This window comes from Pseudoalteromonas sp. EB27, assembly GCF_001974875.1.
In the GTDB taxonomy this organism is placed as follows: domain Bacteria; phylum Pseudomonadota; class Gammaproteobacteria; order Enterobacterales; family Alteromonadaceae; genus Pseudoalteromonas.
The window spans coordinates 31,638-47,229 of the sequence record NZ_MTQD01000015.1; the positions used below are offsets into that span (position 1 = coordinate 31,638).

The window sequence follows — 15,592 nt, forward strand, 5'->3', positions numbered from 1 at the left end:
AACACTTTCCCATTTTTAGAAAATACACACCATCAGCCGCATAATATTTATAGTTGGTAATAACTTACACTATTTGATATTAATAGAAGTTTACACAATAAGGACATTTGTGAAAGTATGGAATGTTCTCCGATAGAGCTGCTATGGTGCAAAGGAGTATTCATGTCCCCTATAGATAAAATATACCACGAAATATTTGGAAAATACCCGACTAAAGCAGGGACTTCGTACGAAATGCTATCATGTATTGCTGAGCATTTAATGAATCAAGGTGACGTCAAACACGATGATAAAATAAGAGGGGCATTCTCAAGTTCTCTTTATCAAATAGATGTTTTGTCGGATGACGGTAAAGACAAATCCATGGGAGAGGCAAAAGATTACACCATACAAAATAAAAAGGTTGGCCGTGGAGATCTGCAAAAGCTTGGTGGAGCACTGCCAGATCTTCCTAGTGTTACGAAAGGTAAATTCTTTTCAGCAACAGGCTATACAAGTCCTGCTAAAAAATATGCAGCTGCAAGCGAGAACTTCCCATTAGGAAAACCAATTGAAATATTTGAGTTTAGGCCAAGTACGAAAACTGACGAAGAAGGGACTATACAAACAATTGTAATCCATATGCACTTTATTATACCTAAGGCACAACAAGGTATATGGAAACCACACTTTACAGAATCTGGTGTGAAAGCATGTAAGGCGTTAATGGCTGAAGGAGAAACCACGTTTCAATATAGTCTTAAATTAGAAAGTTTCTATGATGCTCAAGGCATCGAAACTCTCACACTTCATGAGCTGACAAGCCAAAATTATGGCGAAGTTAATTCAGAAACAAAATCAGCCCATGGCTCTTTTATTCTAAAAGGTCATCATATACCTATTGAGAATGTATTAGCTGAGTTAAGAGGGCTCGAGTATGAAATCCCTCATAGTGAAATTCATGAAACAATGGAAATTACAGACAACAGCAAGTGTCGCTTTGTAGTTAAGGATACTGAAGGTAAAATAGTTAGGTTTATCACCGATGAGCAAATAAAAGAATATAGCTTTAATGAGTCAGGTCAGCTTTTAGCACCATAACTAGCCAATTATTTATTTGCCTCCTAACGAGGCAATACCATCATTTACCAACAATACAAACCTAACCGCCTAAATCTACTCAAGATGAGCATCATCAGGCTTTTTCGGCTTACCAGCCAGCTCTGTTAAGCCGTCTTCGCAATCGCCGCTATCGCAGGTATTTAAATCGCTTTGTGCTTGTTTATCTTGTTGCAGCACTTGTTTTAAATCTTCCATGCGTTGGCGCACTGCTACGCCGTAGCTGGCGTCGTCTCCCCATAATGCAGCAAGTTGCAGTACTGCAGCGCGGTCGTGGTCTCTAAATAGCTTACCAGCACGCTCTGCATCTTGCTTAGTGTTACCTAGTAACTCGAGTGCTTCTACGGCAAGGTTAATAGCTGAGTCGACGGTTTCGCGATTAAACGCATCTACTTTTAAATTAAGTAACTGATACGCATGGCGGCGATCGATTGCGCGAGCAACTATTTTAAGTTGCGGGTAGTTTTTATGCGCGAGCTTAATTATCTCAATGGTTTTATCGGGGTTATCAATTGCGATTACCAGCATTTGCGCGGTGTGCGCGCCTGCGGCTTCAAGGAGTTCTTGGCGTGCGGCATCGCCATAAAAAACGGTGTTGCCAAAACGGCGCAGTAATTCTATTTGGCTAGGGCTGTGATCAAGTACGGTAATTTCGTAGCCTTGCGCGTGCAGTAAACGCCCCATAATTTGGCCAAAACGTCCGTAGCCCGCAATAATTACGTGCTTAGCGGTGCTAATTTGCTCTGGCTTATCAAACTCAGGCAGAGCACTGCTGCTGCGTTTTTGTATTTGCTCATAAACCATGAGTAATAACGGCGCTATTAGCATTGATACCGCCACAACTAAGGTAACAAGGCTGGTTTGCTCGGGCGTTAAAATACTTAAGGTGGTGGTTACGCTTAACAATACAAAGGCAAACTCACCCCCTTGGGCAAGCGCTAAGGCAAATAATAACTGCTGTTTGCTGTTAATTTTAAAGGTAACGGCAAGGGCAAATAAAATGCAGGCTTTAACTACAATAAGTAAAACTACTAAGCCTATAACGGTACTAAACTCGTTAAATAGCAGTTCAAAGTTAATTGATGCGCCTACAGTTATAAAAAACAACCCTAAAAGTAAGCCTTTAAAAGGCTCTATATCGGCTTCTAATTCGTGTCTAAATTCGCTCTCGGCAAGTACCACACCCGCTAAAAAAGTACCCAAAGCAGGTGATAAACCAATGCTTTGCATAACCAGCGCAATAGCGACCACTAAAAACAGTGCAAAAATAGTAAATATTTCACGCATGTGTGTTTGGGCAATGTATCTAAATAACGGCGCCGATACATATTTACCGCCGGCAATAATAGCGGCAATAACCGCAACCGATACACATACTTGTTGCCATACAGGCCAGCTCGCAATAATCGAGTCGCTGATTTCTTTTGTGCTAGTTTGCGGGGCAAATGCGAGCAGTGGCAATAGGGCTAAAATAGGAATAATTGCGATGTCTTGAAACAGCAATACCGAAAACGCGTTTTGTCCGGCTTCTTGCTTTAGCCAGCCTTTTTCTTCAAGGCTTTGCAACACAATAGCGGTAGAGGAGAGCGCGAGCATTAAACCAATGGCGAGTGCGGTTTGCCAATGCATAGCAAAAAACCAATAACAAAACGCAAAAATAGCCGCTGCCGATAGCACGACCTGTAAGCCGCCAAGCCCTAAAATAGAGTGGCGCAATGTCCATAAACGCGAAGGTTGTAGCTCAAGGCCCACTAAAAACAGCATCATTACTACGCCAAATTCGGCGAAGTGCATTACATCGGTTTGATCGCCCACAACACCCAGCGCATAAGGGCCAATGAGTATGCCGGCAATTAAATAACCTAACACTGAGCCCAGTCCGACTCGTTTTGCAATAGGGACAGCTACAATGGCTGCTGCTAAGTAAATTAAAGCAATTTCTAACACGCGTTTATCCTAATAACATCAAGGCTTTTAGAATGGCTTAGCTGCTTATAAAATACAATGGATTATATGGCTCAAAGTTGCTTATTTATCAGTAGTTATAACACTAATGGTTATAACTACTGGGCTAAAAATAGCACTTTATGTTGAAGGGCTTGTTGGAGACTAAATATTACAAACACTTATAATTGCTGAGCTTGGTTGGCCTGAATCAGAATGGTAAATAGTAATGTTTGAGCTTATTGTATTTTCAACGTTTGTTTCAATTACTGTTACTTCAAACTCTGCTGATGCAGGTAGGTCGATATCCAATTCGCTATCGAGGTAAGTACTTCCGCTTTTTTGTAAAGTAAGCGGTTTTGTTTGATCAAAGCTAAATTGAAAGCTATCTGACGCTAAAAGTGTATCTACCATGTTAAAACGTAAGTTAACGGTGTCGGGGCCTGAAAACTCAGCACACACAAATACCGAAACCTCAACAGCTTGTAAAACGGGCATGCTATTTTGGCCTATATCCACAGTAAAGTTGCTTTGCGCAATTGCTACAGAGTTATATACCCCTGTTGCGAGTCTTTCGTCTGCGGTGGTAATGGTGATTTTTTCACCTTGTGCTAAATTAACCTCTTCATCAAAAAAGCCGTTTGTGTTGGTAGTGTACTGCAGTCCATTAATTGTTAGCTGTGCATTACTTATAGCCGCTTTTTGCACATTAGTGAGTTGCCCTTTAATGCGACCGGTAAGTTGTGCAGAGTTGGTTACTGTAATTGAAAATTGCACACTTTTTGAAAATCCATCAGCATCAGTTGCGACAACGGTTAACGTGTAGCTACCTGTCATATCGGCGATAAATTCGGTAATACTTTGGTTTGTATTGCTTAAACTGGTGCTCGAGCCTGAAGGCGCTGATAGTGTCCAAGCGTAATCGAGAGTGGTTCCTTCTGGGTCGTAACTTTGGCTTACATCAAATTTAACTGCATTGCCCACTACATCGTAGCGTGATTGCTCCCCCGTGAAGCTAATTACTGGCAATGCGTTTTGTATTACATCAATTGTTAGGGTTTTTGTGTCAGAGAACTGCACGCCATCGTTAGTGCGTAACGAAATAACCACTTGCCCCTCTACTGATGCACTAAACGTTGGTTTTGATATTGTATTACTGCTAAGCGTTGCTTGGCCTTGCGACGAAATGATTTCCCATTGGTAACTTAGTGGCTGGCCCTCTGGATCGTAACTAGTTGAGGCATCAAGTAAAACTTGTTCATCAACCGTTATAGAGGTCTCATAAGTTACCAAAGTGATAGGCTTTTTATTGCTACTGGCATGCAGTGCTGAGGTTGCTTGGTTTGAGCTTAATTGCCCATCAGACACTGTAAGTACTACAACGTAGTCGCCTTCTTTATCGGCAACAATAGAGGGTGTTGCTGATGTGCTGTTAGTCAGTTGTGATGCACTATTTACAGGCTTAGCTTGTAACTGCCAGTTATAGCTCAGCGTATCTCCGTCGGGGTCGCTACATTGTTGGCACTGCAAAGTGGTAGATTCGTTTAACGTAATATCACGTTCGGATTCAAGTGTTGCAACGGGGGCTTTATTACTTGTGGTAACAGTTAAAGTAACTGATGCGGTATCACTTTCGTTTTGTTGATCGGTAACAGTGAGTGAAAGCGTGTAATCTCCAGCTGTTGACGCTGAAAACCCAGCGGTATGATTTTGCATGTTTGAAAGAGCCGGCGTGCTGCCCTCGGGTTTTGATGTAATTGCCCAGGCATAACTAAGTGTATCGTTTTTATCGGGATCAGTACTTTGGTTACCATAAAGCGTAACAACTTCATTTGGGGCAATTGTATTGTTTTCTACGTTAATAACCGCTTGTGGCGATGAGTTAGAATTAAGCGATTCACTTTTTATGAGTACGACAGTGCTTGCTGTATCACCTTGTGAATCAGTAACGGTAAGCTCAACTTTAAAATCGCCTATTTCGTCGGCAACAAACTGGCTTTTAACTTGAGTTGCATTTTCAAGCGTTGTATTACTTGCTACGGGCTTGGTAATAAATTGCCATTTGTATTGATTAATGGCGCCGCTGGTTGTGCTACTTTGCGCGGCGTTTAAAAGCACAACATCACCTTGCTTAACGGTTTGTGTGCTACCTGCGTTAGCAATTAATTGGGTATTTTCAGTAACGGTGAGTTGTTTTTGTGCCGGTGTGCTTGAAAGCTTACCGTCACTCACGGTTAATACTAATTGGTACTCTTGTGCTTCAGATACTGAAAACTCAACGGTACTTTCGTTATTAACCGTAATCGGTATTTCTACTTGTTCGTTTTTGCTGGTTAATTGCCATTGATAGGTGAGTGCATCGCCATCGGGGTCGCTACTTTGTGCAGCGCTAAAAACGAGGGTGGTATTTACTTTAAACCCCGATTGTTCGGTGGTAATAACCGCAATAGGTTTTGTGTTAGTGCTGACCGGTTTAGCTACTGTTTTAGAGTCTGATCCTCCAGAGCCACATGCTACGAGGGTGAATAAAGCAGTAATTAAAATTAATAACTTCCATTTCATAATATCAATATCCTTTTAAAAAGTTGAATATTAATATGTACCCAAATTAGCTATTAAGCAAAAAAATAAATCAAATAAGTACTTTTGTATTATTTTGGGAAGTAGTTAACGCGAAACAGTGCTACTTTTGAATCATTTATACTTTGAGAGGAGTGTTTTATGCCCTGATTGATAGGGCATAAAGTACATTAAAGGGCAGTTGAATAACGGTTAAATAGAGTTAGTCAGCTACTTTTACTGAACCGCTAATATTATCGATACTTACATCGCCCGAGCCCGACTCAGTAATAGTCAGCCCCTTTGCATGGTTAACGCGAATATTACCCGAACCGTCTTCAATTGTTACGTTTGAGCCAATATGCTCAATAAGCAGGTCGCCAGAGTTATCATCAACATTAACTGCACCGCTTATATGGCTTATTACTATATCACCCGATCCATCTTCAACGTTTAGTGAACCGCTTATGTTGCTTACGTGCATTTCACCCGAACCATCGTCAATAGTTGCATTGCCGCTTACGTTATTTACATGAATGCTGCCAGAGCCGTCGGTTAGTTCTAGATTACCCGCGATGTTTTCAAAGTTTACTTCACCTGATCCATCGTCAACAGTTAGGTTTTTAGCACCGCTTATCGTTAAATCTCCTGAGCCATCTTTTACATCAATATTGCTTTGCATAGCATTTATTAAAATGTCGCCTGAGCCATCATCAATATCTAAATTTAGATTACTTGGCACAGTAACAACTAAATCAATATGTGGAGACTGACCATTGTAAAAGCTAATACCATTACGGCTTTTATTTTGGGCAACAAGCTTTGCCTGTTTACCGTCTTGCTCGAGCGTTAGCTCGTACTCATCTTCAATATCGGCTGTGTAAATGGTGGCATCAACACTAATGCTGGTGGCTGTTTTTGAGCCTTTTATTTCAAGGCTACCTGCGCCGCTTAACACATTTAAATATTCAAGATTATTGCTTGGCAGTGATAGCTGTTGAGTTTGCTTTACTGAGGCAACGCTTGGCGATATATGAAATACACAGCCACTTAATAATAAAATGCCGCCAATAAGCGAAAGTGGTTTTGTAATGCTAGATACAGTTGATGAGCTCATGTTTAGTCCTTTGGTATTTATTGTTTGTATTTATACAAACAATATAGAGCAAAAATGAGGCCGAAATGTAAGTTGTTGTTTTATATAGTGTGGTGGTTTTTTGTGAAAGTTGAAATACTAATAAGTGGTTAAAATAACTAACTATTAATAAAAAAGGATGCGCGATGCATCCTTTTATAATTGCTCAGCTTTTATTAGTAAACTAATTAAAAGCTGTAAGTAATGTTACCGTATAGGAAACGCCCGTCTAATCCGTACGGTGCATATGGCGTGTACGGGAATATTTGGCCAAAGTCAGAGTAACCAATGTTATCCACGGTTGCTTGTGGGTACTGATCGAATAAGTTGTTTGCACCAACGGCAAACTTCCAATATTCGTCTGGACGGTATGCCACTTCTAGGTCGGTGATCCACTTAGGGTCTAGGTATTCATCGCGGTCAGCTGTAGTTGAAATATCAGCGACTTCACCATAACGTGTGGCACGCAGGGTAGTTTGCCATTCGTTAAAGTTCCACACTGCTGATAGGTTCCATTTGCTATCTGGCGTGCCTTCTTCAAAGCGACCTACTTCACGACGTGCAAACACTACGTAGTCGTCACCTAGTGAGTTTAGCTCGCTTGGGTTGTCGTTTACGTGTGTTACTTCGGTGTCGTTAAAGTTAGCGGCCACGTTTAAACGTAAATCACCTAAGTTGTCTAAATCTAGGTTATAAGTGGCAACTATATCTACACCTTGCGTGCGTGAGTCGATAGCGTTGGTAAAGTAACGTACGCTTTCGGTATTTAGCTCACCTGCATTTTGTAGTATTTCTACTACGGCATCGCCCTCTAAGTTTTCAGACAATACAATACGGTCATCAATATCAATACGGTATGCATCAACCGTTAAGCTAAAGCTGCCTTGCGTGTACATAAAGCCCGCTGTAACGTTTACTGACTCTTCAGCATCTAACGGCTGAGCACCAAGTGCTTGCGCTGCGGCTGAATCGGTCGGGAATAAACCCACTTCAAATGGTTGGTTGTTTTCAAGTACTGTTGATATTTGGCGGTACGAGCTTTGCGCTAAAGATGGTGCACGGAAACCTGTGCTAATTGCTCCGCGCAGTGATAGGTTTTCAGTAATGCTGTAACGCGAGGCAAGTTTAGAGGTAAACGTGTCACCAAAGTCGCTGTAATCTTCATAACGACCCGCTAAAACTACGTTCCATTTTTCTGTTAAGTAGGTATCAAACTCAACAAATAAAGCGATGTTATGACGGCTTTCGTCAGTCGCACTTTCTGGTCCAAAGCCAGCAAGTACTTGGGCGCCACCGGCTGCAATTGGGTTACCGTCGCTATCAAGGGCTGTGATGTAAGACGCTTCTTCGCCTTCTTCAATTTTGTAGCTTTCGTGGCGGTATTCAGTACCTACGGTAAAAAATACGTCATCAGGTAAACCTAAATCAAGTGTGGTATTGGCCGTTGCGTTTACTAAAAACTGATCGTAAACCAGTGCACCGTTGTCAAATTCGGTTGGGCTGTCGGCACCTAGTGATGTGTTTATACTATTTACAACACCGAAGCCAAAGTCGTTACGGCCGTAGTTGGTACTTACATCCCATGTCCAGTCGTTAGTTTCGCCTTGTAAGCCCAGTGCAAATGAGTAGTCTTGTACGTCTGTTTCAATTTGCGGCAAAAAGCCATCTGGGTACACTTCTAAAACGTTACGGCTGTCTTTTGCTCGGCGGTAAAAACCACCAGAATTACCTTCACGCTTTGAGTAGCTACCAAATGAATAAAGGTTTAAGCCGTTATCTAAATCGTAACCCATGTTGTAAAACAACGCGTAATCTTCAAGGTCGGCTTTACCAAAACGGTGGTTGTAACGATCGATAGTAAATTCGCGTGGGTCTAGGCTGCCATCATCAAGACGGCTGTATTGTTCGCGTGGGTCAAAGCCAGAGCGCTGCGTTGAGTCGTTATCACGGTACTCAATTGATACGTTTACAAAGCCGTTATCAGATAACGCAAAACCAGAGTTTGCGCTAACAGTGCGTGTTGCACCGTCGTTTACTTCTCTGTCGCCACCGGTATTAAAGGCTAAGTCGCCGTTTGCATCTGCATAGGTACTTTCTAGCTGAGATACACCAGCCATTTGAGTATCGTATTTACCGTACGTTACACTTACGCTACCGCCTTCTGAGGCATCTTTAAGTACAATGTTAATTACCCCAGCAATTGCATCAGAACCGTACTGTGCGGCTGCGCCGTCACGTAGCACTTCAACACGTTTAATTGCAGAGGTTGGAATCATGTTCAAATCAACAGCTGTAGAGCCTCGACCAACAACGCCCGCTAAGTTTAATAGCGCACCAGCGTGGCGGCGCTTACCGTTTATAAGTACTAATGTGTGATCGGGTGCTAAACCACGTAAAACTGCTGGTTTTGCATGGTCAGTACCATCGCCCATAGTGGCGCTTGGGTAGTTAAAGCTAGGTACTTGGTTTGCTAGTATTTGGCTTATTTCTAGCTGACCCGTACTTTGCATATCACCGCTGGTAATAATGTCTACGGGTACCGTACTTTCGGCAATACTTCGTAAGCTTCTGCGAGTACCGGTAACCGAAATTACTTCGATATTCTTTTCTGCTTGATTATCTTGCTCTGCGGCAACAGCCATAGAGTAAGGTGTGCTAAGTGCAGTGGTAACGGCCAAGCTAAGTGCTAGTTTATTTGCAGATAAACGCTTAAAAGTCATTAATTGTTCCCCAAGAGCTGCTAGTCGAAAAGGAGCGCATCATATAGAAGCGACTACCCTAGTGCAAAGATAAAAACTATCTAAGATATTCAAACTTGTTAATAAGTAAGAGCAGTGATTACGTTAAGTATAGAAGTTTAGATCGCTGCCGTTGCAATCTTGTGTCGAATGGTTGCGAATTCAAGGGGAGTGTGAGTAAAAGTTATTAAAAAGTAAAAAGGCCAAGCGAGTGCTTGGCCTTTATTTATTTTATAAATTACGCAAAAAATTATTCAGGGGCAACTTCAAGCGTTGTAAATAATGCATAACGTCCTGCATCTACGCCTTCTTCATTTACGGTAACCTTGTTAGAAGTTTCGATTAGGTATAGGCCTGGTTCTTTCCATGTAATTGTAAACATACCTTCTTTATCGGTCGTTACTTTTACTTCGCCACGGTTGTTACGGTAGCGTGTGTCGCCTTTTAAAATGCTTACTTCAATGCCTTCACCAGCAGATTTACCATCTTGTAGTAATTGAAAACGTGCTTGTTCACCTACAAATAAATCGTTTGGATGCGTTGGGCCACTAAGCTCTAAGCCTAAACCTAACTGTGCTGGCTTTGTGGTGCCATTTCGGCTTACAAATGTATCTACTGTTGAAACAACCTTTGTTGTAGTTACATCTTTAGCGTTACTAGGTAACTTAGCGTCTGTTTTTTTACCAAATATACGCTTACGCTTACCTTCTTCATTTTTGTAGAAGGTCATGTACATTGGCTTTTGGGTCATTGCAATGTGGTAAGTGCCTTGCTCTGTTAAGCTTACCGCAGCTGAGCTTTTACGTTTTAAGTAATAAGCACGGATCGTTTCAGATACTGGCTCACCATTAGGCGCAAGTGCCATTAATAACGTATCGTCGTACTCTGCGCCTTTTTCTTTAGGTTTAAAGGCTTTGTCTGGTGCAAAAATTTCGTTTGAGATGCTGGCGTCAATCATTACGTAATGCGCTTTATCGCCTGATAAAGATGTATGCGAAGGTAGTAACCAACGTCCGTGTGCACTTGCTGAAGTTGACACTAAAGCAGATAAGCTCAATGCGCCGATTAATGCCGTTTTTAATAAATTAATTTTCATTGTATTTCCTTAAATTCAAATGATTAAGTAGCAGCTACTTAGTGCTTACAGTGACGAAACTTGTAGAAAATTCTTTTTTACCATCGATGGTAATTTTACCTGGCTTTGTTAAATCGAGCTCTAGGCGTGTGTAATCTCTGCCGCCTTCTTCGCGTACAACTTCAATATTTAGTAAGTATTTACCTGGTTTTACTGGGTTACCGTCTAAATCATTACCTTGCCAATTTATGGTGTAAGTACCCGCGCGCTTTGTTGCGCCGCTAATGCCGTCAAAGTTGGCATCGCTTTTACCGGCTTTACGCCACCATTGGCGTAAGTCTTTAAACCATTCTGCTTTTTGCACCCAAAGTGCAAGCGTAGTTACGTGTTTGCGCTCTGGTGTTTCAAGCCAAACTGCAACGTACGGACGGTGGTACGGTTGTATTTCTAAGTCGGGAAGCGTTAATTCAACCTCTAACTGTGGTGTTTGCGCATGCGCTGATGTTTGAAAAAACGCAGCTACGAGCAGTAATGCGGCGCTTATAAATAATTTAAATTTAACCATTAAGACACTCCTTTTATTTGTGGAACCCAACATAAATAAATAACCAGTGGAGTTGCGACTCCCAGTACGGTTATCCATATTCCTGCTAAGCGTTTTTTTCTATTTTGAAACAAAATAATCATGCCGGTGATGGCAAATAAAATCATTAGTACGGCAGATATATCGATTACCCAGCTCCATACTTCACCGGTGTAGCGACCTTTATGTAAGTCGCCAATAAGGCTTAAAAAGCCGCCTGTTTGGTAATCTAGGTTTAACTCGCCGGTTGTAAAGTCGAGCTCTGCGTAGGCAAACCCTGCAGGCAATGGGTAGTCGAGCATGACGAGCGCGTCTTCTTTTTCCCACTCAATGCTTTTTACTTTTGTAAGTGCATATTGCTCGGCTAAGTAAGCTTCTATTTCTGGATAAAGCGTTGGTAGCGTATTTAGCTGTTCATTTGCTTTAGTAACTAGCTCTGCTGGAATTGTTGCAGTTACTTGGCCGTTATTTTTATCGTTTTTAAGCCAGTCAACATGGTTAAGCACAATGCCGCTAACGCAAAATAAAATAAGCAAAAAAAACAAAGCTGTAGAAATATAAATATGTAGAGCACGGCTTGTACTATACAAAGCCCGCTTATTAATAAACGACATAAAAACAGTTAATAAATTAAATTTACAACATGATAATGATTTGCATTAGCTATTACAAATTTACTTACTTATCTTTACATAAAAACTTTAAAACAAAGGTGTATGCAGGTAAAAATGAACATTTAATGCTTAGGAGGGCAGGAAGGTCTTAAAATAAGATAAATCATTACCGATACTTCTACTACTGCAACGAGGCAAATAACCCAGATAGGAGCGGCTGAGTACAGTAAAAATATAAAGCCAATTAACATGCCAATGGCGGCGTAGCATTTGGCTTTAACAGGCACTACTTTATGAGCTTGCCATTGCTTTAGAGTTACACCGTAACGAGGGTGGTTTAACAGCCATTGTTCAAGCGCGGGTGATGAGCGAGTAAAGCAGGTGAGGGCTAAAATAAAAAATATAGTGGTAGGCATGACCGGTAACACAATGCCAATAATACCCAAGGCTACAAGTATTAAGCCAAGCGCTTTAAACCATAAGTTTTTATAACAAATAAACACCGCTTTTATATTCACTTAGGCTCTTTTTAGGCGTGTTATGGTATCTCTAATTGTAGGCTAAATAGCTATTAATTCGAAGCTTAAAATCAATAAAAAAGGGCAAACTAAGTTTGCCCTTTTAAAAAATAAATGCGGTTAACAGTTTAGAAGTAGTAACCTACGTTAATGTTAAAGCGACGCTCTGTATCGCCTTCACCAATAATTGAACCGCCAATAAATGGCTGGTTACGTGCTTGAATAAAGTCAAAGTACGTAAATAATGGGCCTGCTGATACGCTCATACCGGTTACGTTCATCCATGTGTCTGCACTGTCGTCAGATTTATCGTAAATGATGCCGTAATCGTTGTAAAACTGCACGCCTGTTATTGGGCCTAAATCAACCGATAGGTCATAAGCTACGTTAAAGTTAGTCATAGTCGCTTCGCTTGATACGGTATCGTAGTAGTCAAATGCACCTACAACAAAGCGGTTGCTGTTGTCGTCTAGGTCGTAGTCGTACTCACCGTGCTGAAATTGAATATTCCAGTTATTAATTTGGCTGTTTACGTGGAACGCCCATGCGCCATAGTTACCTGCACTATCGTTACCATCATGCAGGCCACCACTTAATAGTGATACACCCACATCTGTTTTAGCGTTTTCGCCATGCTCAATTTGATACACTGTGCGGGCTGCAAACGTGTTGTATTCACCAAGGCGAGAACCTGGGGCATCATATGTGCCTTCGGTGGTTGCACGGCTACCAACAATATCGAAAGAGTAACGTTCGTTAACTTCAGAGCTGCCATCAACGCCGCCTACTTCATCATTTTTGAAAAAGCCTAGGTCTAGCTTCCAGTTGTCTTTTAGTTTACGGTTTACTGTTACACCCAAATCAAAGTCGTCTTCTAGGCCAACATAGTAGTTAGTACTAAAAAAGTAGCTGTGTGAGTTGTAAGGACCATTACCAAACGGTACTGGAGCAATACCTGCTTGTGCTTCCCAGCCATCAGTGAATTCGTAGCCTAAGTAGGCGTACTTAACCACGGTCATGTAGTCGTAAAAGCGAAAATCACCATTTACAGAAATATCGTTTATTTCGCCAGATAAGTTAATACGAAATACTTCAAAGTCTAAATCGCCGCTACGATCTTGAGTGTCTTCATCGTATGAATTAGTGCTGTAGTTAAAACGCACTGCTCCACCTACTTTAATGCCTTCATCTTTTTTCTCAGGCTCTGCTGCGGCAACTTCAACCACTTTTTGATCAGATTTTTTACTGATGTTTGCAACTTGTTGTTCGTGTTGCTTGTTAATTTGTTGCTGTTTTGTTTTTTCATCAGCTAGCTTATTCTCAAGCAACTGCATTTGTTGCTTAAGCTGTTTAAGTTGGCTTTGTAGTGTGTCTAGATCATCAGACGCATAAGAAGTGCTTGTAACACCACCTAAAACTAGTGCTAGTGTTAATTTTGAGAGTTTAGTCATAATAGCCGCTCTGCTTGTGATTAAAAAATAAAAAATTCAAGACGTCAAAAGACGCCTTACGTTTAGAGTAAGTACAAAACTATGTATTTTTTTTATTGTTTATTCTTTAGGAGCTTGAGTAAGTGCACCAACTTCTAGAAGGGGCGATGCATCTAATTTATCTGCATCCATCATCGCGGCTACACGCTGCATTGATGAGAGTAAAAGGCTCTGTTCCCACTCAGCAAGCGCAGAAAACTTTTCAATAAAGTGTTCTTGCAATGGCTGAGGTGCTTTATCAAGTAACTCTTTTCCTTTCTCGGTGAGGTATAAGCTCACTCTGCGTTTATCCATTTGACTGCGTACGCGTGTTACTAAGTTTCTGCTTTCTATTCTGTCGAGAATATTGGTGACCGTTGCTGGGCTTAAATTTACGTTTTGAGCAATACGGCTCGCCGTTATTCCATCGGTTTTTCTAACTTCTTGCATTATAAGCAATTGTGGGCCTGTTAAACCCGAAGTTTTATTTAGCTGCTTAGAATGTAAGTCAATCGCGCGGATCACTTTACGTAAAGAAACCAATAACTCGTCATATTTTTGCATTTGCTTATCTCGTCGATGGGGCGGTAGTTTGCCGTAATCGCGAAATGTTACACATCAAATAAATTGAATTCAAACAATATATTGCACATTAGGCCGCTTTTATTGGTTTTTAATAGTTAGAGCAGTAACTAATGTAAAATTATGTTGTTTAAATTATAGTAAATTTTCTTAGCATCTTGTGTACATTAAGTTGCGCACAGTACGTATGTTGTGAATAATTGGCAAGTCTTATTGTATAGACTTTAGTATTATTCATTTACAGCTGTTAGTACAAAGTAATTGTTTGTGAGTTTACTGTATATGTATTAATCGGCAATGAACAAATTCAGCAATCAATATTTAATATCAATAGCGTATACTTTAAGCATGCATTATTGTTTCTGTACAAATATTAAAAATCTTTAGTATCAGTATTATAGGGGAAGGTATGAAATTATCGCCATCAGTTAGCATTGAGCAAAGCGAAACCGGTCTTGAGTTTATTAAAATAGCTAGTGCAAAGTGCGACGCAAAAATATTTTTGCAAGGTGGGCAAATTACCGAGTATATCCCTAAAAATAACAAGCCACTTATATGGGTATCACAAGACGAAACCTATCAGGAAGGGGCAAGTATTCGAGGTGGTATTCCTATTTGTTGGCCGTGGTTTGGCACACACGCTAATGATGGGTGGCCTGCCCATGGTTTTGCGCGCACAAGCGTGTGGCAAGCTGATGAAGTACACGAATCTGATGAGCAAATTACAGTTAGTTTAAAGCTACCCATGAAGCTTGTTAATACGACGTATTGGCCACATCAGTCAGCATTAAAAGTTGAGTTTGTATTAAGCGATAAATTACAGGTTCGCTTAACTACGACTAACTTAGGGAGTACGCCGTTTAGCTTTACTCAAGCGCTGCATACCTATTTTCCTACATCAGACATTACAAATACCCATGTTGATGGTTTGCAAGGCGCGCAATATATTGAGTTTGGTGAAGGGCCATTTGTACAAAATGATGTTGTAAGTTTTGAGCGCGAAACCGACATGGTTTATACACAAGCAAATACAATTCAAACTATTAATACGCCAGAGGGTGTTATTAATGTGAGCCGCGAAAATTCAAGTTCGTGTGTACTGTGGAACCCATGGATAGAAAAATCAAAACGCTTATCTAACTTTGCTGACGATGAGTATAAAACGATGCTCTGCTTAGAGGCTGCTAACGTATTGACAGATAAAGTAACGCTTGAGCCAAAACAAAGCCACACCTTAATAACCACCATTAGTTGGTAATTAATTAAAAGCAGTAATA

At 40.9% G+C, this 15,592-nt stretch carries 12 protein-coding genes; 2 read left to right on the forward strand and 10 right to left on the reverse strand.

Annotated features, from left to right (window positions below; all coding sequences use genetic code 11):
- Positions 1-162: 162 nt before the first annotated feature.
- A complete protein-coding gene (locus BW142_RS16250; protein WP_076925529.1) occupies positions 163-1,080 on the forward strand; it encodes a restriction endonuclease in 918 nt (305 codons plus the stop codon).
- Between the two features lie 75 nt (positions 1,081-1,155).
- Here BW142_RS16250 and BW142_RS16255 read toward each other — a convergent pair whose 3' ends face one another.
- The 10 genes from BW142_RS16255 to BW142_RS16300 all read right to left on the reverse strand — a co-directional run bounded on the left by BW142_RS16255 (position 1,156) and on the right by BW142_RS16300 (position 14,297).
- Positions 1,156-3,045 carry a monovalent cation:proton antiporter-2 (CPA2) family protein gene (locus BW142_RS16255; RefSeq protein WP_076925530.1) on the reverse strand — a complete coding sequence of 630 codons (1,890 nt, stop codon included), beginning with the start codon at positions 3,043-3,045 and terminating at the stop codon, positions 1,156-1,158.
- Between the two features lie 162 nt (positions 3,046-3,207).
- Positions 3,208-5,604, reverse strand: coding sequence for a PKD domain-containing protein (locus tag BW142_RS16260; protein ID WP_076925531.1), 2,397 nt, complete (start codon positions 5,602-5,604; stop codon positions 3,208-3,210).
- Between the two features lie 220 nt (positions 5,605-5,824).
- Complete coding sequence (locus tag BW142_RS16265; RefSeq protein ID WP_076925532.1) at positions 5,825-6,718, reverse strand: hypothetical protein; 894 nt, start codon at positions 6,716-6,718, stop codon at positions 5,825-5,827.
- Between the two features lie 206 nt (positions 6,719-6,924).
- The gene (locus BW142_RS16270) at positions 6,925-9,456 is read right to left on the reverse strand and encodes a TonB-dependent receptor (protein ID WP_024598777.1); all 2,532 of its coding nucleotides are present in this window, start codon (positions 9,454-9,456) and stop codon (positions 6,925-6,927) included.
- A 268-nt stretch (positions 9,457-9,724) separates the two neighbouring features.
- Entirely contained in the window at positions 9,725-10,570 is an 846-nt protein-coding gene (locus BW142_RS16275) for a DUF4198 domain-containing protein (RefSeq protein ID WP_076925533.1), read from the reverse strand.
- Between the two features lie 34 nt (positions 10,571-10,604).
- Positions 10,605-11,114 (reverse strand): DUF2271 domain-containing protein, encoded by a 510-nt coding sequence (locus BW142_RS16280; RefSeq protein ID WP_076925534.1) that lies wholly within the window; start codon positions 11,112-11,114, stop codon positions 10,605-10,607.
- On the reverse strand, positions 11,114-11,746 hold the full coding sequence (locus BW142_RS16285) for a PepSY-associated TM helix domain-containing protein (RefSeq protein ID WP_076925535.1): 633 nt from the start codon (positions 11,744-11,746) through the stop codon (positions 11,114-11,116). Before BW142_RS16285 ends, BW142_RS16280 begins: the two co-directional genes overlap by 1 nt.
- Before the next feature lie 122 nt (positions 11,747-11,868).
- Positions 11,869-12,264, reverse strand: coding sequence for a YbaN family protein (locus tag BW142_RS16290; RefSeq protein ID WP_076925536.1), 396 nt, complete (start codon positions 12,262-12,264; stop codon positions 11,869-11,871).
- A gap of 128 nt (positions 12,265-12,392) precedes the next feature.
- A complete protein-coding gene (locus BW142_RS16295) occupies positions 12,393-13,715 on the reverse strand; it encodes a hypothetical protein (RefSeq protein ID WP_024598782.1) in 1,323 nt (440 codons plus the stop codon).
- Positions 13,716-13,814: 99 nt separating this feature from the next.
- The gene (locus BW142_RS16300) at positions 13,815-14,297 is read right to left on the reverse strand and encodes a MarR family transcriptional regulator (RefSeq protein ID WP_024598783.1); all 483 of its coding nucleotides are present in this window, start codon (positions 14,295-14,297) and stop codon (positions 13,815-13,817) included.
- Positions 14,298-14,724: 427 nt separating this feature from the next.
- On the opposite strand from BW142_RS16300, the gene BW142_RS16305 reads away from it, so the two are divergent.
- Positions 14,725-15,573, forward strand: coding sequence for a D-hexose-6-phosphate mutarotase (locus BW142_RS16305; protein WP_076925537.1), 849 nt, complete (start codon positions 14,725-14,727; stop codon positions 15,571-15,573).
- The last annotated feature ends 19 nt before the right edge of the window (positions 15,574-15,592 follow it).

What these genes read in the sequence shown, in the direction of transcription:
- BW142_RS16260 (WP_076925531.1), bottom strand. Translation starts at nt 5,604, where the DNA reads ATGAAATGGAAGTTATTAATTTTAATTACTGCTTTATTCACCCTCGTA.
- BW142_RS16285 (WP_076925535.1), bottom strand. Translation starts at nt 11,746, where the DNA reads ATGTCGTTTATTAATAAGCGGGCTTTGTATAGTACAAGCCGTGCTCTA.
- BW142_RS16305 (WP_076925537.1), top strand. Translation starts at nt 14,725, where the DNA reads ATGAAATTATCGCCATCAGTTAGCATTGAGCAAAGCGAAACCGGTCTT.
- BW142_RS16250 (WP_076925529.1), top strand. Translation starts at nt 163, where the DNA reads ATGTCCCCTATAGATAAAATATACCACGAAATATTTGGAAAATACCCG.
- BW142_RS16265 (WP_076925532.1), bottom strand. Translation starts at nt 6,718, where the DNA reads ATGAGCTCATCAACTGTATCTAGCATTACAAAACCACTTTCGCTTATT.
- BW142_RS16295 (WP_024598782.1), bottom strand. Translation starts at nt 13,715, where the DNA reads ATGACTAAACTCTCAAAATTAACACTAGCACTAGTTTTAGGTGGTGTT.
- BW142_RS16270 (WP_024598777.1), bottom strand. Translation starts at nt 9,456, where the DNA reads ATGACTTTTAAGCGTTTATCTGCAAATAAACTAGCACTTAGCTTGGCC.
- BW142_RS16275 (WP_076925533.1), bottom strand. Translation starts at nt 10,570, where the DNA reads ATGAAAATTAATTTATTAAAAACGGCATTAATCGGCGCATTGAGCTTA.
- BW142_RS16300 (WP_024598783.1), bottom strand. Translation starts at nt 14,297, where the DNA reads ATGCAAAAATATGACGAGTTATTGGTTTCTTTACGTAAAGTGATCCGC.
- BW142_RS16280 (WP_076925534.1), bottom strand. Translation starts at nt 11,114, where the DNA reads ATGGTTAAATTTAAATTATTTATAAGCGCCGCATTACTGCTCGTAGCT.